General features: G+C 71.7%; 15 protein-coding genes. 7 read left to right on the plus strand and 8 right to left on the minus strand.

The features are described 5' to 3' along the window. The first annotated feature begins 485 nt into the window (after nucleotides 1–485). Nucleotides 486–1,961, plus strand: a complete 1,476-nt coding sequence (locus ACGFR9_RS07100) for a sensor histidine kinase (protein WP_393203711.1) — start codon at nucleotides 486–488, stop codon at nucleotides 1,959–1,961. Nucleotides 1,962–2,120: 159 nt separating this feature from the next. On the opposite strand, the gene ACGFR9_RS07105 is transcribed toward ACGFR9_RS07100, so the two are convergent. Beyond that, the gene (locus tag ACGFR9_RS07105) at nucleotides 2,121–2,378 is read right to left on the minus strand and encodes a WhiB family transcriptional regulator (RefSeq protein ID WP_030219886.1); all 258 of its coding nucleotides are present in this window, start codon (nucleotides 2,376–2,378) and stop codon (nucleotides 2,121–2,123) included. Nucleotides 2,379–2,696: 318 nt separating this feature from the next. Then, a complete protein-coding gene (locus tag ACGFR9_RS07110) occupies nucleotides 2,697–3,665 on the minus strand; it encodes a diacylglycerol/lipid kinase family protein (protein ID WP_393203714.1) in 969 nt (322 codons plus the stop codon). 115 nt (nucleotides 3,666–3,780) lie between these two features. On the opposite strand from ACGFR9_RS07110, the gene ACGFR9_RS07115 reads away from it, so the two are divergent. After that, the gene (locus tag ACGFR9_RS07115; RefSeq protein WP_393203716.1) at nucleotides 3,781–4,224 is read left to right on the plus strand and encodes a hypothetical protein; all 444 of its coding nucleotides are present in this window, start codon (nucleotides 3,781–3,783) and stop codon (nucleotides 4,222–4,224) included. A gap of 14 nt (nucleotides 4,225–4,238) precedes the next feature. On the opposite strand, the gene ACGFR9_RS07120 is transcribed toward ACGFR9_RS07115, so the two are convergent. From ACGFR9_RS07120 to ACGFR9_RS07130, 3 genes are all read right to left on the minus strand, one after another. Next, the gene (locus ACGFR9_RS07120; protein ID WP_393203718.1) at nucleotides 4,239–5,378 is read right to left on the minus strand and encodes an RNA polymerase sigma factor SigF; all 1,140 of its coding nucleotides are present in this window, start codon (nucleotides 5,376–5,378) and stop codon (nucleotides 4,239–4,241) included. A gap of 17 nt (nucleotides 5,379–5,395) precedes the next feature. After that, entirely contained in the window at nucleotides 5,396–5,809 is a 414-nt protein-coding gene (locus ACGFR9_RS07125; protein ID WP_004925829.1) for an anti-sigma regulatory factor, read from the minus strand. 256 nt (nucleotides 5,810–6,065) lie between these two features. Continuing rightward, complete coding sequence (locus ACGFR9_RS07130; RefSeq protein ID WP_030219872.1) at nucleotides 6,066–6,326, minus strand: UBP-type zinc finger domain-containing protein; 261 nt, start codon at nucleotides 6,324–6,326, stop codon at nucleotides 6,066–6,068. Nucleotides 6,327–6,386: 60 nt separating this feature from the next. Here ACGFR9_RS07130 and ACGFR9_RS07135 point away from each other — a divergent pair, with 60 nt between their 5' ends. Next, complete coding sequence (locus tag ACGFR9_RS07135) at nucleotides 6,387–7,979, plus strand: Na+/H+ antiporter (protein WP_393203721.1); 1,593 nt, start codon at nucleotides 6,387–6,389, stop codon at nucleotides 7,977–7,979. A gap of 4 nt (nucleotides 7,980–7,983) precedes the next feature. On the opposite strand, the gene ACGFR9_RS07140 is transcribed toward ACGFR9_RS07135, so the two are convergent. The 3 genes from ACGFR9_RS07140 to ACGFR9_RS07150 form a co-directional block, all read right to left on the minus strand. After that, nucleotides 7,984–8,904: a 1-aminocyclopropane-1-carboxylate deaminase/D-cysteine desulfhydrase gene (locus ACGFR9_RS07140; protein ID WP_393203723.1), complete on the minus strand. Its 921-nt coding sequence runs from the start codon at nucleotides 8,902–8,904 to the stop codon at nucleotides 7,984–7,986. Beyond that, nucleotides 8,901–9,326 carry a DUF6010 family protein gene (locus ACGFR9_RS07145; protein ID WP_393203725.1) on the minus strand — a complete coding sequence of 142 codons (426 nt, stop codon included), beginning with the start codon at nucleotides 9,324–9,326 and terminating at the stop codon, nucleotides 8,901–8,903. Before ACGFR9_RS07145 ends, ACGFR9_RS07140 begins: the two co-directional genes overlap by 4 nt. Before the next feature lie 206 nt (nucleotides 9,327–9,532). Further along, nucleotides 9,533–10,123, minus strand: a complete 591-nt coding sequence (locus ACGFR9_RS07150; protein ID WP_030219862.1) for an N-acetylmuramoyl-L-alanine amidase — start codon at nucleotides 10,121–10,123, stop codon at nucleotides 9,533–9,535. A 296-nt stretch (nucleotides 10,124–10,419) separates the two neighbouring features. Between ACGFR9_RS07150 and ACGFR9_RS07155 the strand changes: the two genes are divergently transcribed. From ACGFR9_RS07155 to ACGFR9_RS07170, 4 genes are all read left to right on the plus strand, one after another. Continuing rightward, nucleotides 10,420–11,826: a family 2B encapsulin nanocompartment shell protein gene (locus tag ACGFR9_RS07155; protein WP_393203727.1), complete on the plus strand. Its 1,407-nt coding sequence runs from the start codon at nucleotides 10,420–10,422 to the stop codon at nucleotides 11,824–11,826. A gap of 133 nt (nucleotides 11,827–11,959) precedes the next feature. Continuing rightward, entirely contained in the window at nucleotides 11,960–13,072 is a 1,113-nt protein-coding gene (locus ACGFR9_RS07160; protein WP_393203729.1) for a family 2 encapsulin nanocompartment cargo protein polyprenyl transferase, read from the plus strand. A gap of 198 nt (nucleotides 13,073–13,270) precedes the next feature. Continuing rightward, complete coding sequence (locus ACGFR9_RS07165; protein ID WP_393203731.1) at nucleotides 13,271–13,885, plus strand: GNAT family N-acetyltransferase; 615 nt, start codon at nucleotides 13,271–13,273, stop codon at nucleotides 13,883–13,885. 152 nt (nucleotides 13,886–14,037) lie between these two features. Beyond that, entirely contained in the window at nucleotides 14,038–14,577 is a 540-nt protein-coding gene (locus tag ACGFR9_RS07170; protein ID WP_393204020.1) for a hypothetical protein, read from the plus strand. Nucleotides 14,578–14,582 lie beyond the last annotated feature (5 nt).

A 14,582-nucleotide genomic window follows, 5' to 3' on the forward strand; every position in this document is an offset into this window, starting at 1 on the left:
TCTTCAGGAGGACTCGACTGGGACGGGACCCCGGGTCCGCGGGTCCGGGTGATGCAATGTGGTTTAGACCAATCTCAATCTAACAGAGGGGGTGCGGGGTCCGCGCGGCCGAATTGCGCGACGGCCCGTCCCGTGCGGAGGCCGTACGGGTTAGGCTGCCTGGCGGACGCCCGCGTCCGGACGGACGGCGGGGCGACATCAAAGAACGGCGTTCCACGCATTTACAGGGACAGTGGTCTAGTCCACAATGCGTAGCAGGGCGAAACACAAGCCTGCCTTCCCCGCACAGGAAGGCGGAACCGAGGAACCGGAGCTCTCTGCCCTGACTGCCCCGGCTCCTCGTCCCTCGGCCGACCGGGACCGCACACCCCACGGCCGATGTTGCTCCGGGCTGCGGTGCCGAGGAGGGTTGAGGGTCCCTCTCAGGCGCCGCGGCCCGCGGGTGTTCTCGGGAGCGGCACCGACCCCCGGGTACGCTCGCTGACGTGCCCTCCATGAACGAACTCGTACGCCAGCACACCGCCCTCGACGACACCGATCTCGAGTGGCTCCATCTGCTGGTCTCGGAGTGGCAGCTGCTCTCCGACCTCTCCTTCGCCGACCTCGTCCTGTGGGTCCCCACCCGCGACGGCACCCGCTATGTCTCCGTCGCCCAGATGCGGCCCAACACCGGCCCGACCTCCTACCAGGACGACATGGTCGGCCATCTCGTACCGCGCGGACGCCGTCCCATGCTGGACGCGGCCCTGGACGAGGGCCGGATCGTGCGCGAGGGCGACCCGGAGTGGCGCGAGGAGGTTCCGGTACGGGTCGAGTCCATCCCCGTACGGCGTGAGGGGCGTGTCCTCGGGGTGATCGCGCGCAACACCAACCTGCTCACCGTGCGCACCCCGAGCCGGCTGGAGCTCACCTATCTGCAGAGCGCCTCCGACCTCGCGCAGATGATCGCGGCCGGCTCCTTTCCGTTCGCCAACCAGCAGCTGGAGATGGACGCCTCGCCCCGGGTCGGTGACGGGCTGATCCGGCTCGACGCCGACGGCATCGTCCAGTACGCCTCCCCGAACGCCCTGTCCGCGTACCACCGGATGGGTCTCGCGGCCGACCTGGTGGGTCATCACCTCGGGCAGACGACCGCCGAACTGGCGCCGTCCCGCGGGCCGGTGGACGAGGCGATGGTCAAGGTGGCCAGCGGCTGGGCGCCGCGCGAGTTCGAGATCGAGGCGCGCGACGGGGTGATCCAGTTCCGGGCGATCCCGCTGAAGCCGAAGGGGACGCGCATCGGTTCGCTGGTGCTGCTCCGTGACGTCACGGAACTCCGCCGCCGCGAGCGCGAGTTGATCACCAAGGACGCGACCATCCGGGAGATCCACCACCGGGTGAAGAACAACCTCCAGACGGTGGCCGCGCTGTTGCGGCTGCAGGCCCGGCGCATCGGGTCCGAGCGCGGCCGTGCCGCGCTGGAGGAGGCGGTGCGCCGGGTGGGGTCCATCGCCATCGTGCACGAGACGCTGTCCCAGAACCTGGACGAGCGCGTGGAGTTCGACGAGATCGCCGACCGGGTGCTCGCGATGGTCGCGGAGATCTCGCCGGGCAAGGTCACCGGCCGGCGCTCGGGCCGCTTCGGGATACTCGACGCCGAGGTCGCCACTCCGCTGTCGATGGTGCTGACCGAGGTGCTGCAGAACGCCCTGGAGCACGGCTTCACGGAGAGTGAGACCGGTACCGTCGAGGTGTCGGCGGTCCGCGGCGGCACCTCGAAGGAGTCCCGTCTGCTGGTCACCGTGCAGGACGACGGCGTGGGGCTGCCCGAGGGGTTCGACCCGCACACCGCGGGCAACCTGGGCCTGCAGATCGTACGGACCCTGGTGGAGGGCGAGTTGGGCGGCACGTTCGACATGGTGAAGGCGCCGGAGCGGGGGACCAGGGTGATCCTGGACATCCCGGTGCAGTCGGACAAGTAGCGGGCGGCCCCGGATCGGTGGCCGGCGCAGACGGCAAAGAGCCCCGGACCGCTGAATGCGGCCGGGGCTCTTGCTCAACTGCGCGCTGCGGCTCGGGGGCGGGAGATGCGTACGCGCTGTACGCGCCGCCAAGCTCAGGCTGTCAGCAGGGGTGGGTTGTCAGGCGGAGGCCTGACGGGCCCGGTTGCGGGCGGCACGGCGCTTCATCGCGCGACGCTCGTCCTCGCTGAGACCACCCCAGACGCCGCTGTCCTGACCGGACTCGAGCGCCCACTGAAGGCAGCTCTCGATCACCGGGCAGCGACGGCAGACGGCCTTGGCTTCCTCGATCTGCAGCAGCGCAGGACCGGTGTTGCCGATGGGGAAGAAGAGCTCGGGGTCTTCCTCGCGGCAAACGGCGTTGTGACGCCAGTCCATGGCTGCTACCTCTCCTAGGTATGTAATGCGATTGCTTGTGAATGTGAACGCTTTCACGAATCCCTCAACAAGGGAAGGGCCGACCGCCAGGTTCGCTGGCGTGGTCCTTGGATTTGAAGAGGGGTTCCGGTGATCTGTGGAGGCCGGTCTTGCGGGCCGTCCCGATCGCCAAGAAGAGACTCGCAAACCTCGGCGGCGGATACAACCCCTTCCGGAAAGTTTTTTTTGATTCTTCGGTGTCGACTAGGTCACAGCCGTACTTCCATGGGGTGGATCCTGGCCTAAACGTTCGACTGCAAGGACTTTGGCCCTTTCTGCTCACACAATCACACGCAGTGCACGGCGTACGCCTGTGAACGTCACGCTGGTTCGCAGCCCCAGGTGGTCACCGTCCATCTGGAGGGGCAGCGGCACCTTCGAATGCAAGGTGAAGCGTGTCAGATCGTGCCGGGAGACCACATGCCTGCCATGGGGTCCGCGCTCCGGGGACGAAGTGAGCAACTGCGTGCCATACCGGGCAACCGCGCCGGTGGACATGCGGCTGAGACCGAAGAGGTCGAGGCCGGTATCGAACGAGGCCTTAGGCGACGCGTAGATCGGGCGATTGCCGAGAAACGTCCACGGCGACGTGTTCGAGACTATGGACAGCGCCAGATCGGTGACCGGTTCGTCGCCCGGGTGCTCCAGGGTGATCACCCCGCGCCGGCGGTGCGGGTCGCCGAGCAGCTGACGGACGACCTGGCGCATGTACAGCGCGTGGGTCGACTTCCTGCCGCGCTCCCGCTGCTGCTCCACCCGGCCGACCACACCGGCGTCGAAGCCCAGCCCCGCGTTGAAGGTGAACCAGCGGGCCGGTACGGCCTCGTCGTCCGAGCCCGGCGTGCCCGAGGTCAGCCCCAGGCCGACCGTACGCTCACGGCTCTCGCGCAGCGCGTCCAGCAGGACGCCGGTGGCCTCCACGGGATGGTTGGGCAGACCCAGCGCGCGGGCGAAGACGTTGGTGGAGCCGCCGGGGACCACGGCGAGACCGGGCAGGTGCTCCGGATCGGGTCCCGCGTGCAGCAGACCGTTGACGACCTCGTTGACCGTGCCGTCGCCGCCGAGCGCCACCACGAGGTCTATGTCGTCGCTCTCCGCGGCCTGCCGGCCCAGGTCGCGCCCGTGGCCGCGGTACTCGGTGGTGACCGCCTCCAGCTTCATCTCGCTGGCGAGCGCGTGGATCAGCACATCGCGCGTGCGCGCACTGGTGGTGGTTGCCGCCGGGTTGACCACGAGAAGTGCACGCATGACGTGCAGGGTACCTACTCAGGGGTACCGGGCCCAGACCGAGGCCGTGCGGACCGGGGCGCGGGGCGTGAACCTCGGCACGGACGGCGCCCGCGGCGAGGGCTACCCTTCAGGGGTGAGCAGTGAGCAGACCCCCACCACCACACCGGACGCCACCGGGCCCCGCCCGCGCCGGCTGACGTACGCCGCCGCGCTGGCCGCCCTGGAGGGGGCCGCGCTCGTGGCCGGAGGCGTGTGGATGTCGGTCCTCGGCCTCACGGGTGAACCGGACGACCGGCAGCAGGCCGTCACCGGCGGGGTGACGCTGATCGTCCTCGCCCTGCTCCCGCTGCTCGCCGCGCGCGGGCTGTTCGGACTGCGGAGCTGGAGCCGCGGCCCCGCCGTCATCACGCAGATCATCGCACTGCCGGTGGCCTACAACCTGCTCCGCTCCGACAGCGTGGCCATCCCCGCCGGGATCGTCCTCGCCGTCGTCGCCGTCACCGCGCTCGTGCTGCTGATCAACTCCGAGACGACCCGGGCCCTCGGCATCCGGGGACCCGGGCGCGCCGAGAAGTAGCGGCCCCGGCCCGCTCACTCCTCCACGAGCAGCTTCTCCCGCAGCTGGGCAAGGGTGCGGGCCAGCAGCCGGGAGACGTGCATCTGCGAGATGCCGACCTCCTGGGCGATCTGCGACTGGGTCATGTTGCCGAAGAAGCGCAGCAGCAGGATGCGCTTCTCGCGCGGCGGGAGGTCCTCCAGCAGCGGCTTGAGCGACTCCCGGTACTCCACGCCCTCCAGCGCCTCGTCCTCGGCGCCCAGGGTGTCGGCGACCGCCGGCGACTCGTCGTCGGTGTCGGGGACGTCCAGGGACAGCGTGGAGTACGCGTTCGCGGACTCCAGGCCCTCCAGGACCTCCTCCTCGGAGATGGCCAGCTTCTCGGCCAGCTCGTGCACCGTGGGCGAGCGGCCGTGCAGCTGGGACAGCTCCGCCGTGGCCGTGGTCAGCGCCAGCCGCAGCTCCTGGAGACGGCGCGGCACGCGCACCGCCCAGCCCTTGTCGCGGAAGTGCCGCTTGATCTCGCCGACGACCGTCGGGGTCGCGTACGTCGAGAACTCCACGCCCCGGTCGGGGTCGAACCGGTCGACCGACTTGATCAGGCCGATGGTGGCGACCTGGGTGAGGTCGTCCAGCGGCTCACCGCGGTTACGGAAGCGGCGCGCGAGATGCTCCACCAGCGGCAGATGCATGCGCACCAGCCGATTGCGCAGCTCCGCGTACTCGGGAGTGGTGTCCTGCAGCGTGCGCAGCTCGATGAACATGGCGCGCGCCCCGCTGCGGTCCTGCGGGTTGTGGTGCGCGTGCCCGCCCTGGGCGCCGGGAGCACCGGGGGTGCTCCGCGCGCCCCGCGCGGCGGGCGCCCGCGGCGCCTCGTCCTCGGCGTGTCGCTCGTGCTCGCTCATCGTCCCGCCCGTCGCCCTTCCCCGAGCGCTCGCCTCGTCCCCCGCCGCCGGCCTGGCCTCGGCGGGAGCGCCCCCTCGGCCGGGAGCGGTCCCGGCCGGCCCGGCCGCGGGCAGGCTCCGCGCGGCACCGCCGAACTGCCCGCCGCCCGGCGGCACGGCCTCCGCGGAGTCGTCCACCGGATGCGGCCGGGCCTGCTCGGGGATGCCGTCGATGCCGTCCGGCATCCGCTCGGCCGGCAGCTCCCGTGTGCCGCGTTCTTCGTCCCGCACCGGCCCGTCCTCGCTCCTCACGCCGGCCCGGGTCCCGCGCCGCGCTGTTTGTAGAGGCTGATCGACACGGTCTTGTCCTCGTCCACGGCGGAGGAGACCTTGCCCGCGAGCGCGGACAGCACGGTCCAGGCGAAGGTGTCCCGTGACGGTGCGTGACCGTCCGTGGTCGGCGCCGAGACGGTCACCTCGAGCGAGTCGTCGACGAGCCGGAAGACACAGCTGAGCACCGAACCCGGCACGGCCTGCTGGAGCAGGATCGCGCAGGCCTCGTCGACCGCGATGCGCAGGTCCTCGATCTCGTCGAGGGTGAAGTCCAAACGGGCCGCGAGGCCGGCCGTGGCCGTACGCAGCACCGACAGGTAGGCCCCCGCGGCCGGCAGCCGGACTTCCACGAAGTCCTGGGTCGCGGGCTCGCCTGCGATCTGGGACACCCTCACCTCCAAGGTGGTACAAGCGTTTCAGGGCCTGGTTCGCCCCCGGGTAACGCGCTACGTGGTTCAGCGGTGACGCTATCGCGCTCTTGACGGTCCTGTCCCCGGGACCCCGAGCCGGGCTGTCACTCATAGTAAAACTATGAATACGCTCCGTGGCTAGGGGTCTGCGGCTCCCAAATGGGAAGAGCGCGCGCCGCATTGACGTACCCAGACGTCAGACGGTCGAACCGTCCGGCACCGGAGTCACGCCGGGTCACACCAGTACGTGGTCCACGAAGCACCAGCGCCAGTCCTCGCCGGGCTCATGGGTCCGCATCACGGGATGGCCGGTTTCCCTGTGGTGCTCCGTGGCGTGCCGGTTCGGCGAGGAGTCGCAGCACCCGACGTGACCGCAGGTGAGGCAGAGGCGCAGCTGCACCGGATCCGTGCCGTCCCGCAGGCACTCCGGACACGTCTCACCGAGCGGGACGGGTTCCGGGTGCGGCAGCGCGTCGGCGTGCGTGCACTGTTTCATGATTGCCAGATTACGACGCCCGCGCGGAGAGTCGCGCGGAAAAACGAGGGTGGGCCCGACATGGATGTGATGCCCCTGCTGTTGCTGGTGGCGGGCAGCGCCGCGATCGCCGCGGCCGCGCGGCGCACCCCGGTGCCGCCCCCGCTGCTGCTCGTCGCCGCCGGGCTGGCGGTGAGCTACCTCCCCGGCGTGCCCGAGTACACGCTCGATCCGCACATCGTCCTGCCGCTCATCCTGCCCCCGCTGCTGCACACGGCCGCCACCGACAGCTCCTACCTCGACCTGCGGGCCCAGCTGCGTCCGGTGGCGCTGCTGTCGGTGGGGTACGTGCTGTTCGCGACGTTCGCCGTCGGCGGGGTGCTGTATCTGATCGTCCCGGGCCTGCCGCTCACCGCGGCGCTGGTCTTCGGCGCCGTGGTGGCCCCGCCGGACGCCGTCGCGGCGACGGCGGTGGCGCGCAGGGTCGGCCTGCCGTCCCGGATCACCACCATCCTCCAGGGCGAGTCCCTCCTGAACGACGCCACCGCGATCACCGCGTTCCGGGTCGCCGTCGCGGCCGCGGTCGGCGAGGGCGCCACCTGGGCCGGGGGAGTCGGCGAGTTCCTGCTCGCGGCGGTCGGCGGTGTCGCGGTCGGCCTGGTGCTGATGGCGCCGCTGCACTGGCTGCGCGTGCACGTGAAGGAGGCGCTGCTGCAGAACACGCTCTCCCTGCTGATCCCGTTCGCCGCGTACGCCGCCGCCGAGCAGGTGCACGCCTCCGGTGTCATCGCCGTCGTGGTCGTCGCGCTCTACCTGGGACACCGCGCGTGGGAGGTCGACTTCGCCACGCGTCTCCAGGAGGACGCGGTGTGGAAGATGGTCGCGTTCGTCCTGGAGTCCGCGGTGTTCGCGCTGATCGGACTGCAGCTCCCCGTGGTCCTGAAGGGGCTCGGCGAGTATGAGGGCGTCGACGCCGCCTGGTACGCGGTCGCCGTGTTCGCGGTGGTCGTCGTCATCCGGTTCGTCTGGGTGTACCCGGCGACCTGGCTGCCGCCGCTGCTGTCGGCGAGGATCCGGGAACGCGAGGGGAGACCCGGCTGGAAGGCGCCGTTCGTCATCGCGTGGGCCGGCATGCGCGGCGTGGTCTCGCTGGCCATCGCCTTCTCCATCCCGGTCACCGCCGAGAGCGAGAACTTCCCGCAGCGCAACCTGCTGCTCTTCCTGACCTTCACCACCGTCATCGGCACCCTGGTCGTGCAGGGCCTGACACTGCCCCCGCTGATCCGGATCCTGAAGCTCCCGGGACGCGACGTACGGGCCGAGACGCTGGCCGAGGCCAACGCCCAGGCGCAGGCCTCCCGGACCGCCGAGGAGCGTCTGGACGAGCTCCTGGCCGACGAGCGCAACGCGCTGCCCGCACCGCTCGCCGAGCGGCTGCGCAGCGTCCTGGAACGCCGCCGCAACGCCGTCTGGGAACGGCTCGGGCAGGTCAACCCGGTCACGGGGGAGTCGGTGGACGACACCTACCGGCGGCTGTCCCGGGAGATGATCAGCGCGGAGCGCGAGGTCTTCGTCCGGCTGCGCGACGCCCGCTACATCGACGACGAGATGCTCCGCACCCTGCTGCGCCGCCTGGACCTGGAGGAGGCGGCGGCCTACCGGGAGGCGACGTAGCCGCTCACGGGAAGGGCCGCCCGGTGATCACCGCGGCGAGCGTGCTCCCGCGCGCAAACGCGTTCTCCTCCGCCAGGGTGACAAGGGCGTAGAGCGACTTGGCGACATAGAGACGTTCGAGCGGGATGCCGTGACGGCGTTCGAAGTCCTCGGCGAACGCGTCGAGTTCCGGGGTGGTACGGGCGTATCCGCCGAAGTGGAAGCGGTCGTCGAGGCTCCAGTCGCCGCGCGGGCCGCCGAACGCCGCCGTCTGCAGGGCCCGTATCTCCTCGCCCAGGAAACCGCCCTTGAGCACGGGTACGCCCAGCGCGCGGGTGCCGTCGCCGAGCCCGGCGGCCAGTCCGGCGAGCGTGCCGCCGGTGCCGCAGGCCACCGTCACCACGTCGGCGCGGTCGGCCAGTTCCTCCCCGAGCGCCCGGCAGCCGCGTACGGCGGCGGGGTTGCTGCCGCCCTCGGGTACGACGTACGCGTCCTCGGCGTCCGCCGCGCGGAGCACGGCCGCCAGGGTCTCCGGCTCGTTCTTGCGGCGGTACGTCGACCGGTCGACGAAGCACAGCCGCATACCGTCGGCCGCGCACCGGGCCAGCGAGGGGTTGAGCGGGCGGCCGGCGAGTTCCTGCCCGCGCACCACGCCGACCGTGCGCAGGCCGAGGAGGCGGCCGGCGGCGGCGGTGGCCCGCAGATGGTTGGAGTACGCGCCGCCGAAGGTGAGCACGGTCCGCCCGGCCGCCCCGGCGAGGTTCGGCGCGAGCTTGCGCCACTTGTTGCCGACCAGCTCGGGGTGGATCAGATCGTCCCGCTTCAGCAGCAGCCGTATCCCGCGCCGCTCGAACCGCTCGTCCACGACCTCCTGCAGCGCGGACGGCAGCCGCGGACGCAGGCCCGCGAGGGCGCCACGGGGGTCGGGGGTGGCAGAGCCGGTCACAGGACCATTGTCGCCCGTGCCTCCTCGCGGCCCCGGCGGCGGCCGCGCACCATGCCGATCAGGGAGGGGCCGCCCCGCAGGCACCACAGCGCGATCACCGGGTCGCAGATCGCGCAGCCCAGGGACGAGGTGTGGGCGAACGGGATGATCGGGTTGCCCTTGAGGTGGTGGACGACGTCCCACGCGGTGTGCAGCAGCCAGCCGACGCCGATGAACGTCCAGGAGTCCAGACCGCGGAAGGCGACATAGGTGACCAGCGCCGTGAAGGCGAACTCCCAGCCGCCCAGTCCGCCGCCGCTGAGGTAGGCGCCGCCCGCACCGGCGACCATGATCGCGTTCAGGCGCCGCCGGTGCGGTTCGCGGACGAGGGACATCAGCACGGCGTAGAGGAGACCGATGCCGACCGGCGCGACGTATTGCATGACAGGCCCTTTCCTGGGACCGACGGGACGGTTCACCACGCTAGGAGCGGGCCGTCCGGGGCCCCAGGGGAGCGAGCGACAGTTTTCAACGGGTTGTCGCCGCCCGGGCCGTGCGGCGTCGCGCCCGCCTGTCACCTCAGCCGGTGCGCCCGCCCGTCACTTCAGCCGGTGCGCCCGCCCGTCACTTCAGCCGGTGCGCCCGCCCGTCACTTCAGCCGGTCGCCGATGCGTTTCCTCATCGAGCCCATCGTGAATCCGCGCGGGTCCACCTTCCCCGGCTGCCACTCCCTGTGCCCGATCACCGACCGCTCGTTCCAGCCGTGGTACCGGCACACGGCCGCCGCCGCCTTCTCGATGGCCTCCAGCTGCGCCGCCGGCCAGGGGTCGTCGCCGTCGCCCAGGTTCTCGCACTCGAAGCCGTAGAAGTGCCGGTTGCCGTCGGTGTTCGCCTCGTTGTCCGTCGGCAGCCCCTTCTCGGCGATCACCGCGCGGAGCACGTCGTCGTCGCCGAGCCCCGCGTGGTTGGCCCTGCCGTAGCCGACGAGGTGGACCCGGCCGTCCTTGGTGATGACGCCGTGGCACAGGGGCCCGGGCAGCCCCTCGTAGCCCTTGCGGCAGATGTCGACCGTGCGCGCGCTGCCCTTGGTCACCGTGTGGTGGATCATGACGCCGTGGACCGGGCCCCAGGGGCCCTTGTGGTTGCGGTTGTGGTCGCGCCAGTCGCCGACCTCGACGACGGTGAGTCCTTCCGCCTTGAGAGCGCGCAGGAACGCGCTCGCGGACATGGGTGGGGCCATGACCGCCCTCCTTCGTGCCGGGCGGCGGCCGCCGTTCGCAACCGCCTGCTACCCCGGCGTATACCTAAATGGAGCGGGCTCAACTACTTGTCAGTCTTCTGTGCGAGCCGATCCGGACAATCTTCGTCCGCTACGCCGCCGTTGGGACAAGCGCCCATCTCTGCCCAGCTCTCCCAAGATCCAACCCCGCTCGATCGTGTAATGGTGCGCGCACGCTGCGTGAGGAAGGCTTGATCGCGCAAGGCCACCCCCGGCGCGGCCGGGAGTGGGATCACCATTGGGGAGGGCGATTCTCTATGTCGGTAGGCGAAGAGGTCAGCGCGGAGCAGGCCAGGCAGCAGCAGAGCCTCGGCACCGCGGCGGCGCGGAACCTGGCCACCACGACCAAGTCCGTGCCGCAGATGCAGGAGATCAGTTCCCGCTGGCTGCTGCGCATGCTGCCCTGGGTCGACGTACAGGGCGGTACATACCGTGTCAACAGGCGGCTCACCTACGCCGTCGGGGATGGCCGGATGACGTTCGTCAAGACCGGCGACCGCGTCGAGATCATCCCGGCGGAACTGGGCGAGCTGCCGGCGCTGCGGTCCTACGAGGACGAGGAGGTGCTGACCGAGCTGGCCGCCCGCTGCCGGCAGCGGGAGATCGAGGCCGGCCAGGTCATCGCCTCCTTCGGCAGCCCGGCCGACGAGGTGTACCTGCTGGCGCACGGCAGGGTGGAGCGCGTCGGCACCGGCCCCTACGGCGAGGACGAGTCCCTCGGAGTCCTCGCCGGCGGCGCCTACTTCGGCGAACATGCGCTGCTGAGCGACGACGCCATCTGGGAGTACACCGCCCGCACCCTCACCGCCTGCACCGTGCTGGTGCTGCCGCGGGACGCCGTCCAGCAGGTCGCCGAGCGGTCGGAGAGCCTGCGCGACCACCTCCGCCGGCCGCTCACCGTCCCCGGGCAGCGCACCAACAAGTTCGGCGAGAAGGAGATCGACCTCGCCGCCGGCCACAGCGGCGAGCCGGACATCCCGCACACCTTCGTCGACTACGAGGCCAGGCCCCGCGAGTACGAACTCAGCGTCGCCCAGACCGTGCTGCGCATCCACACCCGCGTGGCCGACCTCTACAACCAGCCCATGAACCAGACGGAACAGCAGATCAGGCTGACCGTCGAGGCGCTGAGGGAGCGCCAGGAGCACGAACTCGTCAACAACCGCGACTTCGGCCTGCTGCACAACTGCGAGTACGACCAGCGGATCCAGCCGCACGCCGGCGTACCGAGCCCCGACGACCTGGACGAACTGCTCAGCAGGCGGCGCGGGACCAGGATGCTGCTCGCCCACCCCCGCGCGATCGCCGCGTTCGGCCGTGAGCTCAACAGGCGGGGACTCGTTCCGGAGACCATCGACGTGGGGGGCAACCGCATCCCCACCTGGCGGGGCGTGCCCCTCTACCCGTGCAACAAGATCCCGGTGACCGAGGCCCGTACGACCTCCATCATCGCCCTGCGTACCGGAGAGGAGGACCAGGGCGTCATCGGGCTGCGGGCCGCCGGCATCCCCGACGAGATCGAGCCGGGCCTGTCCGTGCGGTTCATGGGCATCAACGAACAGGCCATCATCAAATACCTGGTCACGGCCTACCACTCGGCCGCGGTCCTGGTCCCGGACGCGCTCGGCGTCCTGGAGAACGTCGAGATCGGCCGTTGGCGGTGAATCCCGGCCCGCTCCCGCACCGCACGCCGTGTCCCCGCCCGTCAGGGCGGGTACATCAGGGGGGTACGCGCTCGAAGGGTGCGGAAGCGCCATCCCTCCGCTCCTCCAGCGAGCCGGTCCCAGGGGGAAGCCGATGACGGAGTCCATCACGGAGCCGAAGACGGGGCTTACGACGCAGGGCACGGCCGGCACACCGGCGGTACCGGAGCAGCGGCCCGGTGACGGGCACGAGGCGGCGATGCTGCTGGAGCGGGCACGGGCCGCGGTCGACCCGGTGCTGCGGGCCGCCATGGGTTCGCTGCCCGCCCCGCTGCGCCGCGTCGCGCTCTACCACTTCGGCTGGGAACAGGCCGACGGCACTCCGGCCGGGGGCGGTTCGGGCAAGGCGATCCGTCCCGGCCTGGTGCTCGCCGCGGCGTCCGCCCTGGGCGGGCCCGCGGCCCGCGCGGCCGCGGTCCGGGCGGCGGCCGCCGTGGAACTGGTCCACAACTTCACGCTGTTGCACGACGACGTGATGGACCGGGACACCACCCGCCGTCACCGTCCCACCGCGTGGACGGTGTTCGGGGACGCCGACGCGATCCTCGCCGGGGACGCCCTCCAGGCACTGGCCCTGCGACTGCTCGCCGAGGACCCCCATCCGGCGGCCTCGGCGGCGGCCGCCCGGCTCGCCGACTGCGTCATCGAACTGTGCGCGGGGCAGCACTCCGACACGGCCATGGAGCAGCGGGGCCCCGGCGAGGTCACCCTCGCCGAGACCCTTGCCATGGCCGAGGCCAAGACCGGCGCGCTGCTGGGCTGCGCCTGCGCGATCGGGGCGCTGTACGCGGACGCCGGCGACGCGGACGTGACGGCGATGGACGCGTTCGGCCGGGAGGCGGGACTGGCGTTCCAGCTCATCGACGACGTGATCGGCATATGGGGTGACCCCCGGCGCACCGGCAAACCGGCCGGCGCGGACCTGGCCGCCCGCAAGAAGTCGCTGCCGGTCGTCGCCGCGCTCACCTCCGGCACCCCTCAGGCCGCGGAACTCGCCGCCCTGTACGCGGTCCCGCGTCAGCAGGGGGAGGACCTGGACCGGATGGCCCTGGCCGTGGAGCGGGCGGGCGGCAGGGACTGGGCGCAGACCCAGGCGGCCGACCGGATGGCCCGGGCGATGCAGGAGGTGGCCCGCGCGGTGCCCGACCCGGAGCGGGCGGGCGGCCTCCTTGCCCTGGCCGAGTTCGTGACCCGGCGCAGTACCTGACGGCCCGCCGGCCGTCTCCCCGGCCCCGGAACCACGGTGTGCCGTGCGGCCCCTGACTCCGCACGGTCCCCGTGGCTCCGGCCGGCGGGTCCCGCACTTCCCCACGATGTGCGGGACCCGCCGTCTCCCAGCCGGCCCCGGACAGGCCCTAGGCTCAACGTCCGCACGTTCGACGACGGTTGAGGCGAAGGGGCGGACATGGGTGTGGCGATCCGGACGGCTGGGGACGGGGACCGGGAGCTGATCGTCCGGTTGCTGGACGAGGCGTTCCAGGACGACCCGGTCAGCGGCTGGGTGTTCCCCGGCGACGAGTACCGCCGTACGACACACCACCGGCTCATGGCCGCGTTCACCGACGTCGTGCTCGCCGAGGGGCGGGTCGACCTCGCCGAGGACGGCTCGGCGTGCGCGCTGTGGCTGTCCGTACCGGCGGACGACCCGGCGCCCGGCGGGGAACAGCCGGAGAGCGACGAGTTCGCGCAGATGCGCCGGACCGTCGATCCGGAGAACGAGCGCGTGGAGCTGATCGGCAGGCTCACCGCGCGAGTTCACCCCGCGGGGCGGGCCCACGAGTACCTGTGGATGATCGGCGTGGCACCTGGCCGGCAGGGTGAGGGGCTCGGTACCGCGCTGATCGGCTCCGTCCTCGACCGCTGCGACCGGGACGGGCTGGCGGCGTATCTGGAGGCGAGCAGCGAGCGCAGCGTCCGGCTGTACCGGCGCCTCGGCTTCGAGCCGGCCCGTGAGCCGCTGGCCCTCCCGGACGGCCCGCACATGTGGCCCATGTGGCGCGAACCCCGCACCACCGGCTGACGGGCCGGCAGGCCGCCGGAGGTCCGGGACCCCGAAAGGGACCTTCGGCCCTGCCAGGCGGCGCTCGCCCGGAGTTCACTGGCTCGCGGTAGCGCCCGTCGCCCGCATCGAGGGACCCGGCGGGTGTCGGACGACGAGGCCGGCGGGTGAGTATGAGGACAGCGGAGGACGACGACAGCGGGACCGGCGGAAACATCGCCGTGGTGGGGCACGCGGATCTGGCCCCGGACACGCTCCCGCTGGTGGAGTTCGCGCTGCGGACCCGGCTGGCGCGATGGCTCGCCCCGGTCAGGGCCATGGTGCGGACCGGCGCGGGAACACCCCTGGCGTTCGGCCGGGCCGCGCGAGCGGCGGGATGGCCGCTGGCCCTGGTGATTCCCACGCGTACCGGGATGCCCGCCATGCCGCCGCCGCGGGACCGGAGGGCGACCGGTGAGCTGCTGACCCTCGCCGACCGGGTGCGTCTGCTGGCCTATGACCCGATGGACCGCGACTCCTGCATCGGCGCGGACGAGCGGCTGGTCGCCTCCAGCCGCCTCCTCCTGGCCGTCTGGGACGGTTCCCCGTCCAATGGCCGCGATGCCACCGCCCACCTGGTGACCTACGCCCGCGCACGAGGTGTCCCCGTGGAGATCGTGTGGCCGGCGGGGGCCACCAGGGCGGTGCTGCCCGTACCCGGAGCGGCGGGCTGAACGAC

The organism is Streptomyces sp. NPDC048584 (assembly GCF_043199595.1).
GTDB lineage: Bacteria > Actinomycetota > Actinomycetes > Streptomycetales > Streptomycetaceae > Streptomyces > Streptomyces edwardsiae.

Bases quoted from the DNA above. Each gene is read 5' to 3' on its own strand.
- ACGFR9_RS07145 (WP_393203725.1), bottom strand. From the start codon at position 9,326: ATGCAATACGTCGCGCCGGTCGGCATCGGTCTCCTCTACGCCGTGCTG.
- ACGFR9_RS07130 (WP_030219872.1), bottom strand. From the start codon at position 6,326: ATGAAACAGTGCACGCACGCCGACGCGCTGCCGCACCCGGAACCCGTC.
- ACGFR9_RS07110 (WP_393203714.1), bottom strand. From the start codon at position 3,665: ATGCGTGCACTTCTCGTGGTCAACCCGGCGGCAACCACCACCAGTGCG.
- ACGFR9_RS07135 (WP_393203721.1), top strand. From the start codon at position 6,387: ATGGATGTGATGCCCCTGCTGTTGCTGGTGGCGGGCAGCGCCGCGATC.
- ACGFR9_RS07160 (WP_393203729.1), top strand. From the start codon at position 11,960: ATGACGGAGTCCATCACGGAGCCGAAGACGGGGCTTACGACGCAGGGC.
- ACGFR9_RS07105 (WP_030219886.1), bottom strand. From the start codon at position 2,378: ATGGACTGGCGTCACAACGCCGTTTGCCGCGAGGAAGACCCCGAGCTC.
- ACGFR9_RS07170 (WP_393204020.1), top strand. From the start codon at position 14,038: ATGAGGACAGCGGAGGACGACGACAGCGGGACCGGCGGAAACATCGCC.
- ACGFR9_RS07165 (WP_393203731.1), top strand. From the start codon at position 13,271: ATGGGTGTGGCGATCCGGACGGCTGGGGACGGGGACCGGGAGCTGATC.
- ACGFR9_RS07155 (WP_393203727.1), top strand. From the start codon at position 10,420: ATGTCGGTAGGCGAAGAGGTCAGCGCGGAGCAGGCCAGGCAGCAGCAG.
- ACGFR9_RS07150 (WP_030219862.1), bottom strand. From the start codon at position 10,123: ATGGCCCCACCCATGTCCGCGAGCGCGTTCCTGCGCGCTCTCAAGGCG.